The organism is Streptomyces sp. NPDC056628 (genome assembly GCF_042792555.1).
In the GTDB taxonomy this organism is placed as follows: Bacteria; Actinomycetota; Actinomycetes; order Streptomycetales; family Streptomycetaceae; genus Streptomyces.
In genome coordinates this window covers 214,462-230,459 of record NZ_JBHTWG010000006.1, presented here as the reverse complement: position 1 = coordinate 230,459, position 15,998 = coordinate 214,462, and the positions used below count along the sequence as shown (strand labels likewise).

Sequence of the window (15,998 nt, the reverse complement as noted above, 5' to 3'; positions counted from 1 at the left end):
ACTGGGAGCCGTCATGAACATCAAGGTGCTCCGGGGCAACCCGACACCGGAGGAGCTGGCCGCCGCACTGGCGGTGGTCCGCGCCCGCGCCGCGGCGGCGTCAGCCGTGCCGCCCGGCGCACCCGAGCCGCGGGACGGGTGGTCGGACCCGTCCCGCATCGCCGCACACCGGCTGCCGCAGCCGGGCCCGTCGACGTGGGCCCGGACGTACTGGCCCGGTTAGCAGACGGCCGCCGCGACGGCTTCGGCCATCACCTCGTACCCGGCGTCGTTCGGGTGCAGGTGGTCGCCGAAGTCGTAGGCGGGCCGCAGCCGGTCGGGGTCGGCCCCGTCGGCCAGCGCCCGGTTCAGGTCCACGACCGCGTCGTACTCGCCCGAGCCGCTGATCCACGCGTTCAGCTCACGGCTGACCTCGGCCGCGTGCCGGCCCCAGTGGTCGGAACCCGCGAACGGCAGCAGGGTGCAGCCGGCCACCCGCAGTCCGGCGGCCCGGGCCTGCCGCAGCACCTCCCGGTGCCCGGCGATCAGCTCGGCCGTCTCCACCACGGGCGCCGGCTTGTAGGTGGGCTGTTCGTCGGTCTCGCTGAAGCCGATGTCGTTGAGCCCGAGCAGCACGACCAGGGTGTCCACGCCCGGCCGCTCCAGCACGTCCCGGCGCAGCCGGGCCACGCCCCGCTCGCCGTACCAGGCGGAGTCGTGCAGCAGCAGGTTCCCGCCGATGCCCGCGTTGAGGACGGGCCGTCCGGTGCGGGCGGCGAGCGCGTCGGACCAGCGCCGGTCGGCGCCCGGTGTGGAGCCGAACCCGTCGGTGATCGAGTCACCGAAGAGCGCGACGGCGTCCGTGCGCCCGGCGTCGGTCTCCACCGCCGTCAGGACGTACCAGGACGCGCTGACCTCGTCGAAGCCCGCCCCCGCGGGGTCCGCCGTCAGGTCGCCCGGGCCTCGGTGGGCGTCCGCGAAGGCCTGGGCGTGGAACGTGGCGGGGCCGGTGGCGGCGTCGAAGTACAGGGTGACGGTCAGCGACTCCCCCGCGGCGACGGCGAGCGGCACGTCGTCGCTGACGAGTTCCCCGCGCGCCGGTACGGCCGCCTCGGCTGAGCCCCCGAAGGTGAGCCGGGTGAGCGTCCCGGGCCGTACGGCGCCCCCGGGTGCCGTACGGCCGACGCTCGCGGCCGCGATCCGCACGGGCGAACTGCCGTACGCGTGCCCGAGCCGTATCCGCAGCCGTTCCCCGCCCGCCGACAGCCGGACGGCCTGCCGCAGCGACTGGCGCCAGAAGCCCTCCCGGGACCAGTTGGGGGTGAAGCCCTCGCTGGGTGGCTGGGGCGAGGCGCTCCAGGACGTGGTGAACACGCGAAGCCTCCAAACGGAATCACAGTCCCATTAATTAATGGCACAGTAGCACCGTTAGGAGAAAACCTGAGTACGCGTACTCAGGCGCCGGGCGCTCCGCCCGGCCGACGATGGAAGGCATGCTGTGGTCCGACCCCGAGAACGAGCCGCCCGAGGAACTGCGCGAGATGCAGGACAGGTTGCGGCGGCTGGGCGTTCTCATGGCACTGGCCATGGTCCTGACGATGATCGTGATCGGGTTGAGGTGAGCACGGCCCTGCCCGCCGATACGCTGACGGCATGACTGATCAGCCGCGCCGCCGACTCGTCCTCGCCTCCCAGTCCCCCGCCCGGCTCAACCTCCTGCGCCAGGCCGGACTGAGCCCCGAGGTCCTGGTGAGCGGCGTCGACGAGGACGCCGTCACCGCCCCCACCCCCGCCGAGCTGGCGCTGGCCCTGGCGGAGGCGAAGGCCTCCGTCGTCGCGGCACGGCCCGAGGTCCAGGGCGCGATCGTGATCGGCTGCGACTCGGTCCTCGACCTCGACGGGCAGCCGCTCGGCAAGCCGGCCGACGTCGAGGAGGCCGCCGCACGCTGGAAGGCCATGCGCGGCCGCGCGGGCACCCTCCAGACCGGCCACTGCATCTACGACACCGCCATCGGCCGCTACTCCTCGGCGACCGCCTCCACGGTGGTCCATTTCGGTGAGCCGACCGACGACGAGATCGCCGCCTACGTGGCCTCCGGCGAACCGCTGCACGTCGCCGGGGCGTTCACCCTGGACGGCCGTTCGGCCCCGTTCATCGACGGCATCGAGGGCGACCACGGCAACGTCATCGGCATCAGCCTGCCCCTGGTCCGGCGGCTGCTCGGCCGGCTCGGTGTCGGGATCACGGAGTTGTGGGCGCCGGCGGGGGCGTGACCGGGGAACCGCCACCCGCGGAGCCGTCGCCGTCCCCTGCGGACGGGGCGTCGGCCGGCTTCGCGGGCGCGCCCTGACCGTCGTACGTCATCAGCACCAGCACGATCAGGGCGAACACGACGACCATGAAGAGGAACGCCGTCCAGCCCACCAGGCCCCAGGCGAACGCGCCCAGCAGCGCGTGCACCACGGCGGCGCTGATCAGCAGGACACGCCCGAACCCGGCCGGCGCGCGGTCGCGCAGGGCCACGAGCAGGGCCACCAGACCGCACAGCGCGAAGTAGGCGCCGAAGACGACACCGCCCGCCTTCGACGACACCGACATCACGTCAGGATCCAGACCGGCCAGGGACATGTCCTGGCGGTCCACGACGATCCCGAGGAACCAGTTCAGCGCCCCGACGCCGAGCGCCTCGACGAAGAGCACGACCGCCACGACCCACGCCACCGGTCTGCGCACCACCGGCCCCACCCACTTCCGAGCTCACCGAGCGCCGCCCCGGCCCATCCGGGCGCGGCCGCTGTTACCCCAAGTACGTTTCGAGACATCGCGAACGCTACTAACGGGTAAACCCCGGGACAAGGGTCCGGGCGGGGGCAAAGAATCATTGGGCCATTCGTAGGGATTCCACAAAGAAACCAAGTGGCCCGCAGCACGTGGTGACAGAGACCTTGACCACAGCGGAGGGCTAGGGTTTTCCGGGAGAGACCTGCGTGCCGAGGCGCGACATGGGATTTCGCAGGGTGGGCCGACCCCGAATCACGCTCCGTGTGGGCAAGGTCACCACTGGGGACGGGTCGAAGTGCCGTGTCGGCAGTCCCTAAACTCGGCTTGTTTCAAGGAGGGAGCCTCAATCGTGCGCAAGGTGCTCATCGCCAACCGTGGCGAAATCGCTGTCCGCGTGGCCCGGGCCTGCCGGGACGCCGGGATCGCGAGCGTGGCCGTCTACGCGGATCCGGACCGTGACGCGTTGCATGTCCGCGCCGCGGATGAGGCGTTCGCCCTGGGCGGTGACACTCCGGCCACCAGTTACCTGGACATCGGCAAGGTCCTGGCCGCCGCCCGTGAGGCCGGGGCGGACGCGGTCCACCCGGGGTACGGGTTCTTGTCGGAGAACGCCGACTTCGCCCAGGCCGTCCTGGACGCCGGGCTGATCTGGATCGGCCCGCCGCCGCAGGCCATCCGCGACCTCGGGGACAAGGTCGCCGCCCGGCACATCGCCCAGCGTGCCGGGGCCCCCCTGGTCGCCGGGACGTCCGACCCGGTCTCCGGCGCCGACGAGGTGGTGGCCTTCGCCGAGGAGCACGGCCTGCCCATCGCGATCAAGGCCGCCTTCGGCGGCGGTGGCCGCGGCCTGAAGGTGGCCCGCACCCTGGAGGAGGTCCCCGAGCTCTACGACTCCGCCGTCCGTGAGGCCGTCGCCGCGTTCGGCCGGGGCGAGTGCTTCGTGGAGCGCTACCTCGACAAGCCCCGCCACGTCGAGACGCAGTGCCTGGCCGACACCCACGGCAACGTCGTGGTGGTCTCCACCCGTGACTGCTCGCTGCAGCGCCGCCACCAAAAGCTCGTGGAGGAGGCCCCCGCGCCGTTCCTGTCCGAGGAGCAGGTCCGCCAGCTGTACTCGGCGTCGAAGGCGATCCTGAAGGAGGCCGGGTACGTCGGGGCCGGCACGGTGGAGTTCCTGGTCGGTGTGGACGGCACGATCTCCTTCCTGGAGGTCAACACGCGTCTGCAGGTCGAGCACCCGGTCACCGAGGAGGTCGCCGGGATCGACCTGGTGCGGGAGATGTTCCGTATCGCCGACGGTGAGGAACTCGGCTACGGCGATCCGGTCCTGCGGGGGCACTCCTTCGAGTTCCGCATCAACGGCGAGGACCCGGGGCGGGGCTTCCTGCCCGCTCCCGGCACGGTCACCACGTTCGCGCCGCCGTCCGGTCCGGGCGTGCGTCTGGACGCGGGGGTGGAGTCCGGCAGTGTGATCGGCCCGGCGTGGGACTCCCTGCTGGCCAAGCTGGTCGTCACCGGTGCCACCCGTGAGCAGGCCCTGCAGCGGGCCGCGCGTGCTCTGGAGGAGTTCACGGTCGAGGGCATGGCCACGGCCATCCCGTTCCACCGGGCCGTGGTCAAGGATCCCGCGTTCGCTCCCGAACTGACCGGGTCGAGCGAGCCGTTCACGGTCCACACCCGGTGGATCGAGACCGAGTTCGTCAACGACATCAAGCCCTTCACCTCCCCCACCGACACCGACACCGACGAGGAGGGCAGCCGCGAGACGGTCGTCGTCGAGGTCGGCGGCAAGCGCCTCGAGGTCTCCCTCCCGGCGTCGCTCGGCATGTCGCTGGCCCGCACCGGCCTCGCCGCCGGCGCCAAGCCGAAGCGCCGCGCGGCCAAGAAGTCCGGTCCGGCCGCCTCCGGCGACACCCTGGCGTCCCCGATGCAGGGCACGATCGTCAAGGTCGCGGTCGAGGAGGGCCAGGAGGTCAAGGAGGGCGACCTGATCGTCGTCCTGGAGGCCATGAAGATGGAGCAGCCGCTGAACGCCCACAAGGCGGGCACGGTCAAGGGCCTGACCGCCGAGATCGGTGCCTCCCTCACCTCCGGCGCCGCGATCTGCGAGATCAAGGACTGACGCCCCACCACGGCACCGACGAGGCGCCCGGCGGACCCCATGGACGGTCCGCCGGGCGCCTCGTCGTACGGGTGGCATTCTTGAGGCACACCGGAGCCGGGGCGACTAGGAGGCAGGGTGGGCGCCACCTCACGCGAGCGAGCGGGGAGCGAGGACCTCTTGGTGCCTGTGCGTGCCATGCGCGCGGACGCCCGCCGCAATCACGAACGGCTGCTGACGGAGGCCCGCGCGGCCTTCGCCGAGCACGGCACCGACGCGTCCCTGGAGGACGTGGCCCGGCGGGCCGGCGTGGGCATCGGCACGCTGTACCGGCACTTCCCCAACCGGGACGTCCTGGTGAGCGCCGTCTTCGAGGACGCCGCGGGTGAGCTGCTGACCCGCTCGCGCCAGCTCCTCGACGCCCCGGAGCCCTGTGCGGCCCTGGTGACCTGGCTGCGCGAGACGGTGACGCACGCGGGCGAGTACCGGGGTCTGGCCCGCTCCCTGATGGCCGTCTCCGCCGACGGGTCCTCCGCGCTCGCCCGGTGCAGCGACCCGATCCGGCAGGCGGGCGGGGCGCTGCTCGCCCGCGCCCAGCAGGCCGGCTCCGTCCGCGCGGACGTGGCGATCGCCGACCTGCTCCAGCTGACGCACGCGATCGCCCTGGCGGCGGAGGAGACCCCGTCCGACCCGGGCCTCGCGGACCGGCTGCTGAACCTGACCCTGCGGGGCCTGAAGCCCTAGACGAATTCAGCGCCGCCGCAGATCGGCGACCCGGGCCCGCTCCCGCTCGGCGCCCTGCTCACCGAGCATCGTGGCGGCGGGCCGCAGCCCCGGAGGAGCCTGACCCCGGCGCGGTCCCGGCAGCGCGCGCTGCTGCCGCCGCGCCGGGGCCTCGTCACCCCCCGACGCCCCGGCCGCCCCGGCCACGGCGATCTGCACCCCCTGGTCGGCGAGGGCCTGGAGCTCGGTGTGGGCACGGTCGTCATGGGCCGGCGGCTCGTCGGTGACCAGCCGCGTGATGACGTCCGAGGGCACCGTCTGGAACATGGTGTCGGTCCCGAGCTTGGTGTGGTCGGCGAGGACGACGACCTCCGCTGCGGCCTGCACCAGCGCCCGGTCGACGGACGCCGACAGCATGTTGGACGTGGACAGTCCGCGCTCGGCGGTCAGACCGCTCCCGGAGAGGAAGGCCCGCGACACCCGCAGCCCCTGGAGGGACTGCTCGGCGCCGCTGCCGACGAGCGCGTAGTTCGAACCGCGCAGCGTGCCGCCGGTCATCACGACCTCGACCCGGTTGGCGTGGGCCAGTGCCTGCGCCACCAGAAGGGAGTTGGTGACGACGGTCAGCCCGGGCACCCGGGCGAGCCGGCGGGCCAGCTCCTGGGTGGTGGTCCCCGCCCCGACGACGATGGCCTCGCCCTCCTCCACGAAGTTCGCGGCGAGGTCGGCGATGGCCGTCTTCTCGGCGGTCGCGAGATGTGACTTCTGCGGAAAGCCGGACTCCCGCGTGAACCCGCCCGGCAATACCGCACCGCCATGCCGGCGGTCGAGGAGTCCTTCTGCCTCCAGCGCGCGCACGTCCCGCCGTACGGTCACTTCGGAGGTCTGGACGACGCGGGCGAGCTCACGGAGCGACACGGCCCCGTTCGCTCGCACCATTTCGAGGATCAATTGGCGACGTTCTGCAGCGAACACGAAACTGACAGTAACCCCAACGACCGTCTGGTTTCAGCAGTTTGCGCCGAATAACAGAAGTTGTTCGTCCGCTGGCACGCGGAGTGGTATAAGGCCTAGTCCCGCCGCCTATGCCGCTCGCATGCCCGGCAACTCCCCGTGACCAGCGAGGAGTCGGATCCAGCCGTCAGAGGTCGGCGCCCGCCTTGCGCGTGTGCAGCTGCCGGGCGACCTCGGCGATCGACCCCGAGAGCGAGGGGTACACGGTGAAGGCGTTCGCGATCTGCTCGACCGTCAGATTGTTGTCGACGGCGATCGAGATGGGGTGGATCAGTTCCGAGGCGCGAGGGGCGACGACCACCCCGCCGACCACGATGCCGGTGCCCGGCCGGCAGAAGATCTTGACGAAGCCGTCGCGGATGCCCTGCATCTTCGCGCGCGGATTGCGCAGCAGCGGCAGCTTCACCACGCGGGCGTCGATCTTGCCCCCGTCCACGTCGGCCTGGCTGTAGCCGACGGTGGCGATCTCGGGATCCGTGAAGACGTTCGAGGACACGGTCTTCAGATTCAGCGGGGCCACCGCGTCGCCCAGGAAGTGGTACATGGCGATACGTCCCTGCATCGCCGCGACCGAGGCGAGGGCGAAGACGCCCGTCACATCACCGGCGGCGTAGACGCCCGGCGCGGTCGTCCGGGACACCTTGTCGGTCCAGATGTGCCCGGACTCGCGGACCTTGACGCCGGCCTCCTCCAGGCCGAGGCCCTCGGAGTTCGGGACGGCGCCGACCGCCATCAGGCAGTGGCTGCCGCTGATGACCCGGCCGTCCGCCAGCGTGACCTCCACCCGGTCGCCGACGCGCTTGGCGGCGGCGGCGCGCGAGCGCGCCATGACGTTCATGCCGCGGCGCCGGAAGACGTCCTCCAGGACAGCGGCGGCGTCCGGGTCCTCGCCGGGCAGCACCCGGTCCCGGGACGACACCAGCGTGACCCGCGACCCCAGCGCCTGGTAGGCACCGGCGAACTCGGCGCCGGTGACACCGGATCCGACCACGATGAGCTCCTCGGGCAGCTCGTCGAGGTCGTAGACCTGGGTCCAGTTCAGGATCCGCTCGCCGTCCGGCTGGGCGTCGGGCAGCTCGCGCGGATGACCGCCCGTCGCGATGAGCACGGCGTCGGCGACCAGCGTCTCCTCGCTCCCGTCGGCGGTCCGCACCACGACCTTGCGCGACCCGTCGAGGGCCTGCATGCCCTCCAGCCGCCCGCGCCCGCGCATGACCCGGGCGCCGGCCCGGGTCACCGAGGCGGTGATGTCGTGCGACTGGGCGAGCGCGAGCCGCTTCACACGGCGGTTGACCTTGCCCAGGTCGACACCCACGACACGCGCGGGCGTGTCGATGTGCGGGGTGTCGTCGGCGACGATGATGCCCAGCTCCTCGTACGAGGAGTCGAAGGTGGTCATCACCTCGGCCGTGGCGATCAGAGTCTTGGACGGTACGCAGTCGGTCAGCACCGACGCCCCGCCCAGACCGTCGGAGTCGACGACGGTCACCTCCGCGCCGAGCTGAGCGGCCACCAGCGCCGCTTCGTATCCGCCGGGTCCGCCACCGATGATCACGATCCGAGTCACGTACTCCATTGTCCCGCACGCCACGGGGTGCGACCGCCTGGGGGGCCGCCCGAGACACCACCGTTACGGGAGTGGCACTGCCGTACCCTCTCCCCATGTCGCTCTACGCCGCGTACGCCGGCAATCTCGACGCGCGGCTGATGACCCGCCGCGCCCCCCACTCGCCGCTGCGCGCCACCGGCTGGCTCAACGGATGGCGGCTGACGTTCGGCGGCGAGCAGCTCGGCTGGGAGGGCGCGCTGGCCACGCTCGTCGAGGACCCGCTGGAGCAGGTCTTCGTCGCGCTCTACGACCTCGCGCCGATGGACGAGGAGTCCCTGGACCGCTGGGAGGGCGTGGGCCTGGGCGTCTACCGCCGCCTACGGGTGCGCGCCCACACCCTGGAGGGCGAGGAGCCGGCCTGGACGTACGTCCTGAACGCCTACGAGGGCGGCCTCCCCTCGGCCCGCTACCTGGGCGAGATCGCGGACGCCGCCGAATCGGCCGGAGCCCCTCACGACTACGTCATGGAACTGCGCAAGCGCCCCTGCTGACCCACCAGCCCCGCTTTTCGTCGGATACGACAAGACAACGATCGCCATCCCGTGAGCTCCGTCATCTACGCGCGTAGGACCAAACCGGCTACCCTCAGGCGCGTGAACGCATCTCTTCTTCCGGACGACATCCAGGGCGACCCGCACGCGGCCGCCGACGCCGCTGCCGCGCGCCTGCGCGAACTCACGGGCGCCGACACCCACGACGTCGCCCTGGTGATGGGCTCCGGCTGGGCACCGGCCGTGGACGCCCTCGGCGCGCCCGAGGCCGAGTTCCCGGTCACCGAGCTGCCCGGCTTCCCGCCGCCGGCGGTCGAAGGGCACGGTGGCAAGATCCGCTCGTACCGCACGGGCGACAAGCGGGCCCTGGTCTTCCTGGGCCGCACGCACTACTACGAGGGCCGCGGCGTGGCCGCCGTCGCCCACGGTGTGCGCACCGCGGTGGCGGCGGGCTGCAAGACGATCGTGCTCACCAACGGCTGCGGCGGCCTGCGCGAGGGCATGCGCCCCGGCCAGGCGGTCCTGATCAGCGACCACATCAACCTCACGGCCACCTCCCCCATCGTCGGTGCCAACTTCGTCGACCTCACCGACCTCTACAGCCCCCGCCTGCGCGCCCTGTGCAAGGAGATCGACGCCACCCTCGAAGAGGGCGTCTACGCACAGTTCCCCGGCCCGCACTACGAGACGCCGGCCGAGATCCGCATGGCCCGCGTGATCGGCGCCGACCTGGTCGGCATGTCGACGGTCCTCGAGGCGATCGCCGCCCGCGAGGCCGGCGCCGAGGTCCTCGGCATCTCCCTGGTCACGAACCTGGCCGCCGGCATGACGGGCGAGCCCCTCAACCACGAGGAGGTCCTCCAGGCGGGCCGCGACTCGGCCGCCCGCATGGGCTCCCTCCTGGCCCAGGTCCTGGGCCGCCTGTAGGCCCCGAGCCGCGGCGCCCCCGTGAAGCCCCCGCCCGGGTGCCGCACGGCGGGGACAGCCGCGTACGGCGAGAAGGGCCCGGGATGGCGGTGTCCGCCCCCCAGCGGCCGGCGTCAAGGAACGGCACAGCCGTTCCGCCCGAGCCGCCGTACCGAGGACGGACACCCCCATCCCGGGCCCGCACCCCGTTCCACGGCCCGGCGCCGCACCAGCCCCACCCGGCGGAACGGGCCCCCGCAGGCACGGACAACGCGGCCCGCACCGGGAAGACGGCCCGCACCCGCCCTCCGACCCGACCACCACGAGAGGCTGACCGACGTGCAAGACGACCTCATCGCCCGGGCCCAGGCATGGCTCGCCGAGGACCCCGACCCGGAGACCCGCGCCGAACTCGCCGCGCTCCTGGACGCCGGGGACACCGACGAGCTCGCCGCCCGCTTCGCCGGCACCCTGCAGTTCGGCACCGCGGGCCTGCGGGGCGAACTCGGCGCCGGCCCGCTCCGCATGAACCGCTCGGTCGTCATCCGCGCCGCCGCCGGCCTCGCGGCGTACCTCAAGAAGCAGGGGACCCCCCACGGGGACGGCACAGCCGGCCTGGTCGTGATCGGCTACGACGCCCGCCACAAGTCAGCCGACTTCGCCCGCGACACCGCGGCCGTCATGACCGGCGCCGGCCTCCGCGCCGCCGTCCTGCCCCGCCCCCTCCCCACCCCGGTCCTCGCGTACGCGATACGGCACCTCGGCGCGGTGGCCGGCGTGGAGGTCACCGCCAGCCACAACCCGCCCCGCGACAACGGCTACAAGGTCTACCTCGGCGACGGCTCCCAGATCGTGCCCCCCGCCGACGCGGAGATCGCCGCCGAAATCGCCGCGATCGCGTCCCTCCACGACGTCCCCCGCCCCGACACCGGCTGGGAGATCCTCGGCGACAGCGTCCTCGACGCCTACCTCGCCCGCACGGACGCGGTCCTCGCCGAGGACTCCCCCCGCACCGCCCGCACCGTCTACACGGCGATGCACGGCGTCGGCAAGGACGTCCTCCTCGCCGCCTTCGCGCGCGCGGGCTTCCCGGCCCCCGCCCTGGTCGCCGAGCAGGCCGAGCCCGACCCGGACTTCCCCACCGTCGCGTTCCCCAACCCGGAGGAGCCCGGCGCGATGGACCTGGCCTTCGCCAAGGCCCGCGAGGAGGACCCGGACCTCGTCATCGCCAACGACCCGGACGCCGACCGCTGCGCGGTGGCCGTCAAGGAGAACGGCGCGTGGCGCATGCTGCGCGGCGACGAGGTCGGCGCGCTGCTCGCCGCGCACCTGGTCGCCCGCGGAGCGCAGGGCACGTTCGCGGAGTCGATCGTCTCGTCCTCCCTCCTCGGCCGTATCGCCGAGAAGGCGAAGCTGCCGTACGAGGAGACCCTGACCGGCTTCAAGTGGATCGCCCGGGTGGACGGTCTGCGCTACGGCTACGAGGAGGCGCTCGGCTACTGCGTCGACCCGGAGGGCGTACGCGACAAGGACGGCATCACGGCCGCCCTGCTGATCACCGAGCTGGCCTCGACGCTCAAGGCCGAGGGCCGCACCCTGCCCGACCTCCTGGACGACCTCGCCGTGGAGCACGGCCTGCACGCCACCGACCAGCTCTCGGTGCGGGTGGAGGACCTGTCGGTGATCGCGGACGCGATGCGCCGCCTGCGCGAACAGCCGCCGGCCGAGCTGGCGGGCCTGCCCGTCACCCGCGCCGAGGACCTGACCGAGGGCACGGAGAAGCTCCCGCCCACGGACGGCCTGCGCTACACCCTGCGGGGCGCGCGCGTCATCGTCCGCCCCAGCGGCACGGAGCCCAAGCTCAAGTGCTACCTGGAGGTCGTGGTCCCGGTGGCGGACCACGAGGCCCTGCCGGCAGCGCGCGCGAAGGCGGCGGACCTGCTGACCGCGATCAAGAGGGACTTGTCGACCGCGGCGGGCATCTGAGACACGACGGGGGTGCCTCGGACCGACCGAGGCACCCCACCGAGCCGCACCCGACCGGGGGCGCTCAGCCCGCGGCGAGCAGGATCACCAACAGCACGGCCCCGGCCACCGCGGGCCCGATCACCTCATAGGCCCAGCGCACGCTGACCTCGCCCACGCTCGGGGCGTCACTGCGCGACGCCCGGTCCTCCCACCGCTCCAGCAGCTCCCGCAGCTCGTCCATGACCTTGTCGGTCTCGGCGCGCACGGGCCCGTCCGCCCCGGCGCCCCCGCCCGGCGTCCCGAGGCCCAGCCCGAGCCCCCGGTCACCGCCCCGGCGCCCGCCGCGTGACCCGCCGCGCTCGGCGGCCGCCGTCTGCCGCGCCGCCTTCTTGCGGGCCCGCAGCGACACCGGGACGGCCCAGAGCGCGAACTTGGCGCCGGACGCCGTGACGACCTCGTTGGAGTAGCGCGACCGCAGGGACGCGACCTGCCCCCAGGGCAGCACGACGACCCGGAGCGGGTTGCGGATCCGCAGCCGCTCCTCGTTGGCGTACACGGCCGGGCGCAGCGTGAACGCCGAGACCAGCGGCACGGCCAAGATGAGGGCGGCGAGGGCCAGCCACGGGGTGCGCCCCGTGCCGATCACCAGGGCGTCGATGCCGAGCCACAGGGCGATGGCCAGCAGGAGGGCACCGCCGAGGATGCCCATGGGCGAGCGGTAGACCCGGTCCTTCACGGCGGGGTCGGGGCTGGGTGCGGGGGTCGTCATGGTGCCGATTCTGCCGTACGTCCGAAAAACGGAACCGCTCGCCTGTTCCCCGGACCGCCCCGCCACCCACCTCGCACTCCGCACACCCCCACGCACCCCACCGACCCACCACCACCACGCATCCCACGCCGGCGCCGCCCGCCCCCACGGATCCGTCGCATGGGGTGTACAGCTGCTACGCGCGTAGATATGCTCGTCTGGTGACCATGCCCACCAATGCACCTGCCGCAGCTCACGCACTCAAGGACGTCGCCGCGTCCGACAGCACGCTGCGCCGCTTCCTCCACGGGCTGCCCGGCGTAGACGCGGTCGGCCTGGAGGCGCGGGCCGCGTCCCTCGGCACCCGTTCCATCAAGACGACCGCCAAGGCGTACGCCATCGACCTCGCCATCTCGATGGTCGACCTGACGACGCTGGAAGGCGCGGACACCCCGGGCAAGGTCCGGGCGCTCGGCGCCAAGGCGGTCGGCCCCGACCCGACCGACCGCACGACCCCGTCGACCGCGGCAGTCTGCGTCTACCCCGACATGGTGGCCACCGCGAAGGAGGCCGTCGCCGGCTCCCCCGTGAAGGTCGCCTCGGTCGCCACCGCCTTCCCGGCGGGCCGCGCCGCGCTGTCCGTGAAGCTCGCGGACGTGCGGGACGCCGTCGCCGCCGGTGCCGACGAGATCGACATGGTCATCGACCGCGGCGCCTTCCTCGCCGGGAACTACCTCAAGGTGTACGACGAGATCACCGCCGTGAGGGAGACCTGCGGATCCGGCGCCCGGCTCAAGGTCATCTTCGAGACCGGCGAGCTGTCGACGTACGACAACATCCGGCGGGCGAGCTGGCTCGGCATGCTGGCCGGCGCGGACTTCATCAAGACGTCCACCGGCAAGGTCGCCGTCAACGCCACCCCGGCCAACACCCTCCTCATGCTGGAAGCGGTACGCGACTTCCGCGCCCAGACCGGTATCCAGGTGGGCGTGAAGCCGGCCGGCGGAATCCGCACCTCCAAGGACGCGATCAAGTTCCTCGTGCTGGTCAACGAGACCGCGGGCGAGGACTGGCTGGACAACCACTGGTTCCGCTTCGGCGCCTCCTCGCTTCTGAACGACCTGCTGATGCAGCGGCAGAAGCTGGCCACCGGCCGCTACTCCGGCCCTGACTACGTGACGGTGGACTGATCACCATGGCATCGGTATTCGCATACGCCCCGGCCCCCGAGTCCCGCTCGATCGTCGACATCGCGCCGTCGTACGGCCTGTTCATCGACGGCGAGTTCACGGACGCGGCGGACGGCAAGGTCTTCAAGACCGTCTCGCCGTCGTCCGAGGAGGTCCTGTCCGAGATCGCCCAGGCCGGCGAGGCGGACGTGGACCGCGCGGTGAAGGCCGCCCGCAAGGCGTTCGAGAAGTGGTCCGCGCTGCCCGGCTCCGAGCGCGCCAAGTACCTCTTCCGCATCGCCCGCATCATCCAGGAGCGCAGCCGCGAGCTGGCCGTCCTGGAGACGCTGGACAACGGCAAGCCGATCAAGGAGACCCGCGACGCGGACCTCCCCCTGGTCGCCGCGCACTTCTTCTACTACGCGGGCTGGGCGGACAAGCTCGACCACGCCGGCTACGGCCCGAACCCGAAGCCGCTCGGCGTCGCCGGCCAGGTCATCCCCTGGAACTTCCCGCTGCTGATGCTGGCGTGGAAGATCGCCCCTGCGCTCGCGACAGGCAACACGGTCGTCCTGAAGCCCGCCGAGACCACCCCCCTCTCGGCCCTGTTCTTCGCGGACATCTGCCGCCAGGCGGGCCTGCCCAGGGGTGTCGTCAACATCCTGCCCGGCTTCGGCGACGCGGGCGCGGCCGTCGTGGCGCACCCGGACGTGAACAAGGTGGCCTTCACCGGCTCCACGGCCGTCGGCAAGGAGATCGCGCGCACCGTCGCGGGCACCCGCAAGAAGGTCACCCTGGAGCTCGGCGGCAAGGGCGCCAACATCGTCTTCGACGACGCCCCGATCGACCAGGCCGTGGAGGGGATCGTCAACGGGATCTTCTTCAACCAGGGCCAGGTCTGCTGCGCGGGCAGCCGCCTGCTCGTCCAGGAGTCGATCCAGGACGAGTTGCTGGACTCCCTCAAGCGCCGTCTGTCGACGCTGCGCCTCGGCGACCCGCTCGACAAGAACACCGACATCGGCGCGATCAACTCCGCGGAGCAGCTGAGCCGTATCACCGCTCTGGTGGAGCGGGGCGAGGCCGAGGGCGCCGAGCGCTGGTCGCCCGCCTGCGACCTGCCCGAGAGCGGCTACTGGTTCCCCCCGACGCTGTTCACGAACGTCACGCAGGCGCACACCGTCGCCCGGGACGAGATCTTCGGCCCGGTGCTGTCGGTCCTCACCTTCCGCACCCCGGACGAGGCCGTCGCCAAGGCCAACAACACCCCGTACGGCCTGTCGGCGGGCATCTGGACGGAGAAGGGGTCGCGGATCCTCGCCGTGGCCAACAAGCTCCGCGCGGGCGTCGTCTGGTCCAACACGTTCAACAAGTTCGACCCGACCTCGCCGTTCGGCGGTTACAAGGAGTCGGGCTTCGGCCGCGAGGGCGGTCGCCACGGCCTGGAGGCGTACCTCGATGTCTGACCGTTTGAGTGTCCTCAAGACTTACAAGCTGTACGTCGGCGGGAAGTTCCCGCGTTCCGAGAGCGGCCGGGTGTACGAGGTGACGGACTCGAAGGGCAACTGGCTGGCGAACGCACCGCTGTCGTCCCGCAAGGACGCCCGTGACGCGGTGGTCGCCGCCCGCAAGGCCGTCGGCGGCTGGTCCGGCGCGACCGCGTACAACCGCGGCCAGGTCCTCTACCGCGTCGCCGAGATGCTGGAGGGCCGCCGGGCGCAGTTCGTCCACGAGGTCGCCGACGCCGAGGGCCTGTCCAAGTCGAAGGCGGCCGAGCAGGTCGCCGCGGCCGTCGACCGCTGGGTCTGGTACGCGGGCTGGACCGACAAGATCGCCCAGGTGGTCGGCGGCGGCAATCCGGTCGCGGGCCCGTTCTTCAACCTGTCCTCGCCCGAGCCGACGGGCGTGGTGGCCGTCCTGGCGCCTCAGGAGTCGTCGTTCCTGGGCCTGGTCTCGGTCGTGGCCCCGGTGATCGCGACGGGCAACACGGCGGTCGTGGTGGCCTCGGAGAAGGCCCCGCTGCCCGCCCTGTCCCTGGCCGAGGTCCTGGCCACGTCCGACGTCCCCGGCGGAGTGGTGAACATCCTCTCCGGCCGTACGGCGGAGATCGCCACGCCGCTCGCCGCGCACCAGGACGTCAACGCGATCGACCTCGCGGGCGCCGACGAGGTGCTGGCGAAGGAGCTGGAGATCGCGGCGGCGGACAACCTCAAGCGCGTGCTGCGTCCACAGCCTGTGGACGACTGGTCGGCCGCCCCCGGCACCGACCGGATGACGGCGTTCCTGGAGACCAAGACGGTCTGGCACCCGACGGGTTCGCTGGGCGCGTCCGGCTCCTCGTACTGAGGACGCCCTGTCGACCGGAGAGCCGTGTCTCCCCTCCGTCCGGGGGAGCCACGGCTCTTCGCCGTTCCGGTGCGCGCCCGCCGGGACGGCCCCGGGATGTGATGCGCGCATCAACGGCGTCCGCCGGGTCGTCCGGGGGCCGGTGGATGCCTCAGACTGGTGTCC

16 protein-coding genes are annotated in these 15,998 nt (G+C 72.4%); 11 read left to right on the top strand and 5 right to left on the bottom strand.

The annotated features are described in order from the left end of the window. Positions 1 to 13 precede the first annotated feature (13 nt). On the top strand, positions 14 to 223 hold the full coding sequence (locus ACFRAC_RS11665; protein WP_361345212.1) for an acyl-CoA carboxylase epsilon subunit: 210 nt from the start codon (positions 14 to 16) through the stop codon (positions 221 to 223). Here ACFRAC_RS11665 and ACFRAC_RS11660 read toward each other — a convergent pair. Then, positions 220 to 1,353 carry an SGNH/GDSL hydrolase family protein gene (locus ACFRAC_RS11660; protein WP_382923615.1) on the bottom strand — a complete coding sequence of 378 codons (1,134 nt, stop codon included), beginning with the start codon at positions 1,351 to 1,353 and terminating at the stop codon, positions 220 to 222. The two genes, ACFRAC_RS11665 and ACFRAC_RS11660, sit on opposite strands and share 4 nt — an antisense overlap. 119 nt (positions 1,354 to 1,472) lie before the next feature. Between ACFRAC_RS11660 and mmpB the strand changes: the two genes are divergently transcribed. Continuing rightward, entirely contained in the window at positions 1,473 to 1,601 is a 129-nt protein-coding gene (gene mmpB / locus ACFRAC_RS11655) for a morphogenic membrane protein MmpB (protein ID WP_086869350.1), read from the top strand. Positions 1,602 to 1,632: 31 nt separating this feature from the next. Continuing rightward, positions 1,633 to 2,253 carry a Maf family protein gene (locus tag ACFRAC_RS11650; RefSeq protein ID WP_382923613.1) on the top strand — a complete coding sequence of 207 codons (621 nt, stop codon included), beginning with the start codon at positions 1,633 to 1,635 and terminating at the stop codon, positions 2,251 to 2,253. Here the strand turns inward: ACFRAC_RS11650 and ACFRAC_RS11645 are convergent. Beyond that, positions 2,222 to 2,716: a hypothetical protein gene (locus tag ACFRAC_RS11645; RefSeq protein WP_382923611.1), complete on the bottom strand. Its 495-nt coding sequence runs from the start codon at positions 2,714 to 2,716 to the stop codon at positions 2,222 to 2,224. The two genes, ACFRAC_RS11650 and ACFRAC_RS11645, sit on opposite strands and share 32 nt — an antisense overlap. Positions 2,717 to 3,110: 394 nt before the next feature. Here ACFRAC_RS11645 and ACFRAC_RS11640 point away from each other — a divergent pair, with 394 nt between their 5' ends. After that, complete coding sequence (locus tag ACFRAC_RS11640; RefSeq protein ID WP_382923609.1) at positions 3,111 to 4,883, top strand: acetyl/propionyl/methylcrotonyl-CoA carboxylase subunit alpha; 1,773 nt, start codon at positions 3,111 to 3,113, stop codon at positions 4,881 to 4,883. Between the two features lie 177 nt (positions 4,884 to 5,060). Further along, positions 5,061 to 5,606 (top strand): TetR/AcrR family transcriptional regulator, encoded by a 546-nt coding sequence (locus tag ACFRAC_RS11635; RefSeq protein ID WP_382923742.1) that lies wholly within the window; start codon positions 5,061 to 5,063, stop codon positions 5,604 to 5,606. A 6-nt stretch (positions 5,607 to 5,612) separates the two neighbouring features. Here ACFRAC_RS11635 and ACFRAC_RS11630 read toward each other — a convergent pair whose 3' ends face one another. Both ACFRAC_RS11630 and ACFRAC_RS11625 read right to left on the bottom strand, forming a co-directional pair. After that, entirely contained in the window at positions 5,613 to 6,560 is a 948-nt protein-coding gene (locus ACFRAC_RS11630; protein WP_382923607.1) for a DeoR/GlpR family DNA-binding transcription regulator, read from the bottom strand. Between the two features lie 166 nt (positions 6,561 to 6,726). Beyond that, a complete protein-coding gene (locus ACFRAC_RS11625; protein ID WP_382923605.1) occupies positions 6,727 to 8,190 on the bottom strand; it encodes an NAD(P)H-quinone dehydrogenase in 1,464 nt (487 codons plus the stop codon). 71 nt (positions 8,191 to 8,261) lie between these two features. Between ACFRAC_RS11625 and ACFRAC_RS11620 the strand changes: the two genes are divergently transcribed. From ACFRAC_RS11620 to ACFRAC_RS11610, 3 genes are all read left to right on the top strand, one after another. Continuing rightward, positions 8,262 to 8,699 carry a gamma-glutamylcyclotransferase gene (locus ACFRAC_RS11620; protein WP_382923603.1) on the top strand — a complete coding sequence of 146 codons (438 nt, stop codon included), beginning with the start codon at positions 8,262 to 8,264 and terminating at the stop codon, positions 8,697 to 8,699. 102 nt (positions 8,700 to 8,801) lie between these two features. Beyond that, complete coding sequence (locus ACFRAC_RS11615; RefSeq protein WP_382923601.1) at positions 8,802 to 9,626, top strand: purine-nucleoside phosphorylase; 825 nt, start codon at positions 8,802 to 8,804, stop codon at positions 9,624 to 9,626. A 318-nt stretch (positions 9,627 to 9,944) separates the two neighbouring features. Further along, on the top strand, positions 9,945 to 11,591 hold the full coding sequence (locus ACFRAC_RS11610) for a phospho-sugar mutase (protein WP_382923599.1): 1,647 nt from the start codon (positions 9,945 to 9,947) through the stop codon (positions 11,589 to 11,591). A gap of 64 nt (positions 11,592 to 11,655) precedes the next feature. On the opposite strand, the gene ACFRAC_RS11605 is transcribed toward ACFRAC_RS11610, so the two are convergent. Further along, positions 11,656 to 12,342 carry a PH domain-containing protein gene (locus ACFRAC_RS11605; RefSeq protein WP_382923597.1) on the bottom strand — a complete coding sequence of 229 codons (687 nt, stop codon included), beginning with the start codon at positions 12,340 to 12,342 and terminating at the stop codon, positions 11,656 to 11,658. Between the two features lie 206 nt (positions 12,343 to 12,548). On the opposite strand from ACFRAC_RS11605, the gene deoC reads away from it, so the two are divergent. The 3 genes from deoC to ACFRAC_RS11590 are packed head-to-tail and all read left to right on the top strand — an operon-like array spanning position 12,549 to position 15,833. Continuing rightward, on the top strand, positions 12,549 to 13,511 hold the full coding sequence (deoC, locus tag ACFRAC_RS11600) for a deoxyribose-phosphate aldolase (RefSeq protein ID WP_382923593.1): 963 nt from the start codon (positions 12,549 to 12,551) through the stop codon (positions 13,509 to 13,511). Between the two features lie 5 nt (positions 13,512 to 13,516). Beyond that, on the top strand, positions 13,517 to 14,953 hold the full coding sequence (locus tag ACFRAC_RS11595) for an aldehyde dehydrogenase family protein (protein ID WP_382923591.1): 1,437 nt from the start codon (positions 13,517 to 13,519) through the stop codon (positions 14,951 to 14,953). Continuing rightward, a complete protein-coding gene (locus ACFRAC_RS11590; protein WP_382923589.1) occupies positions 14,946 to 15,833 on the top strand; it encodes an aldehyde dehydrogenase family protein in 888 nt (295 codons plus the stop codon). The genes ACFRAC_RS11595 and ACFRAC_RS11590 overlap by 8 nt, the downstream gene beginning before the upstream one ends. Positions 15,834 to 15,998: the final 165 nt, after the last annotated feature.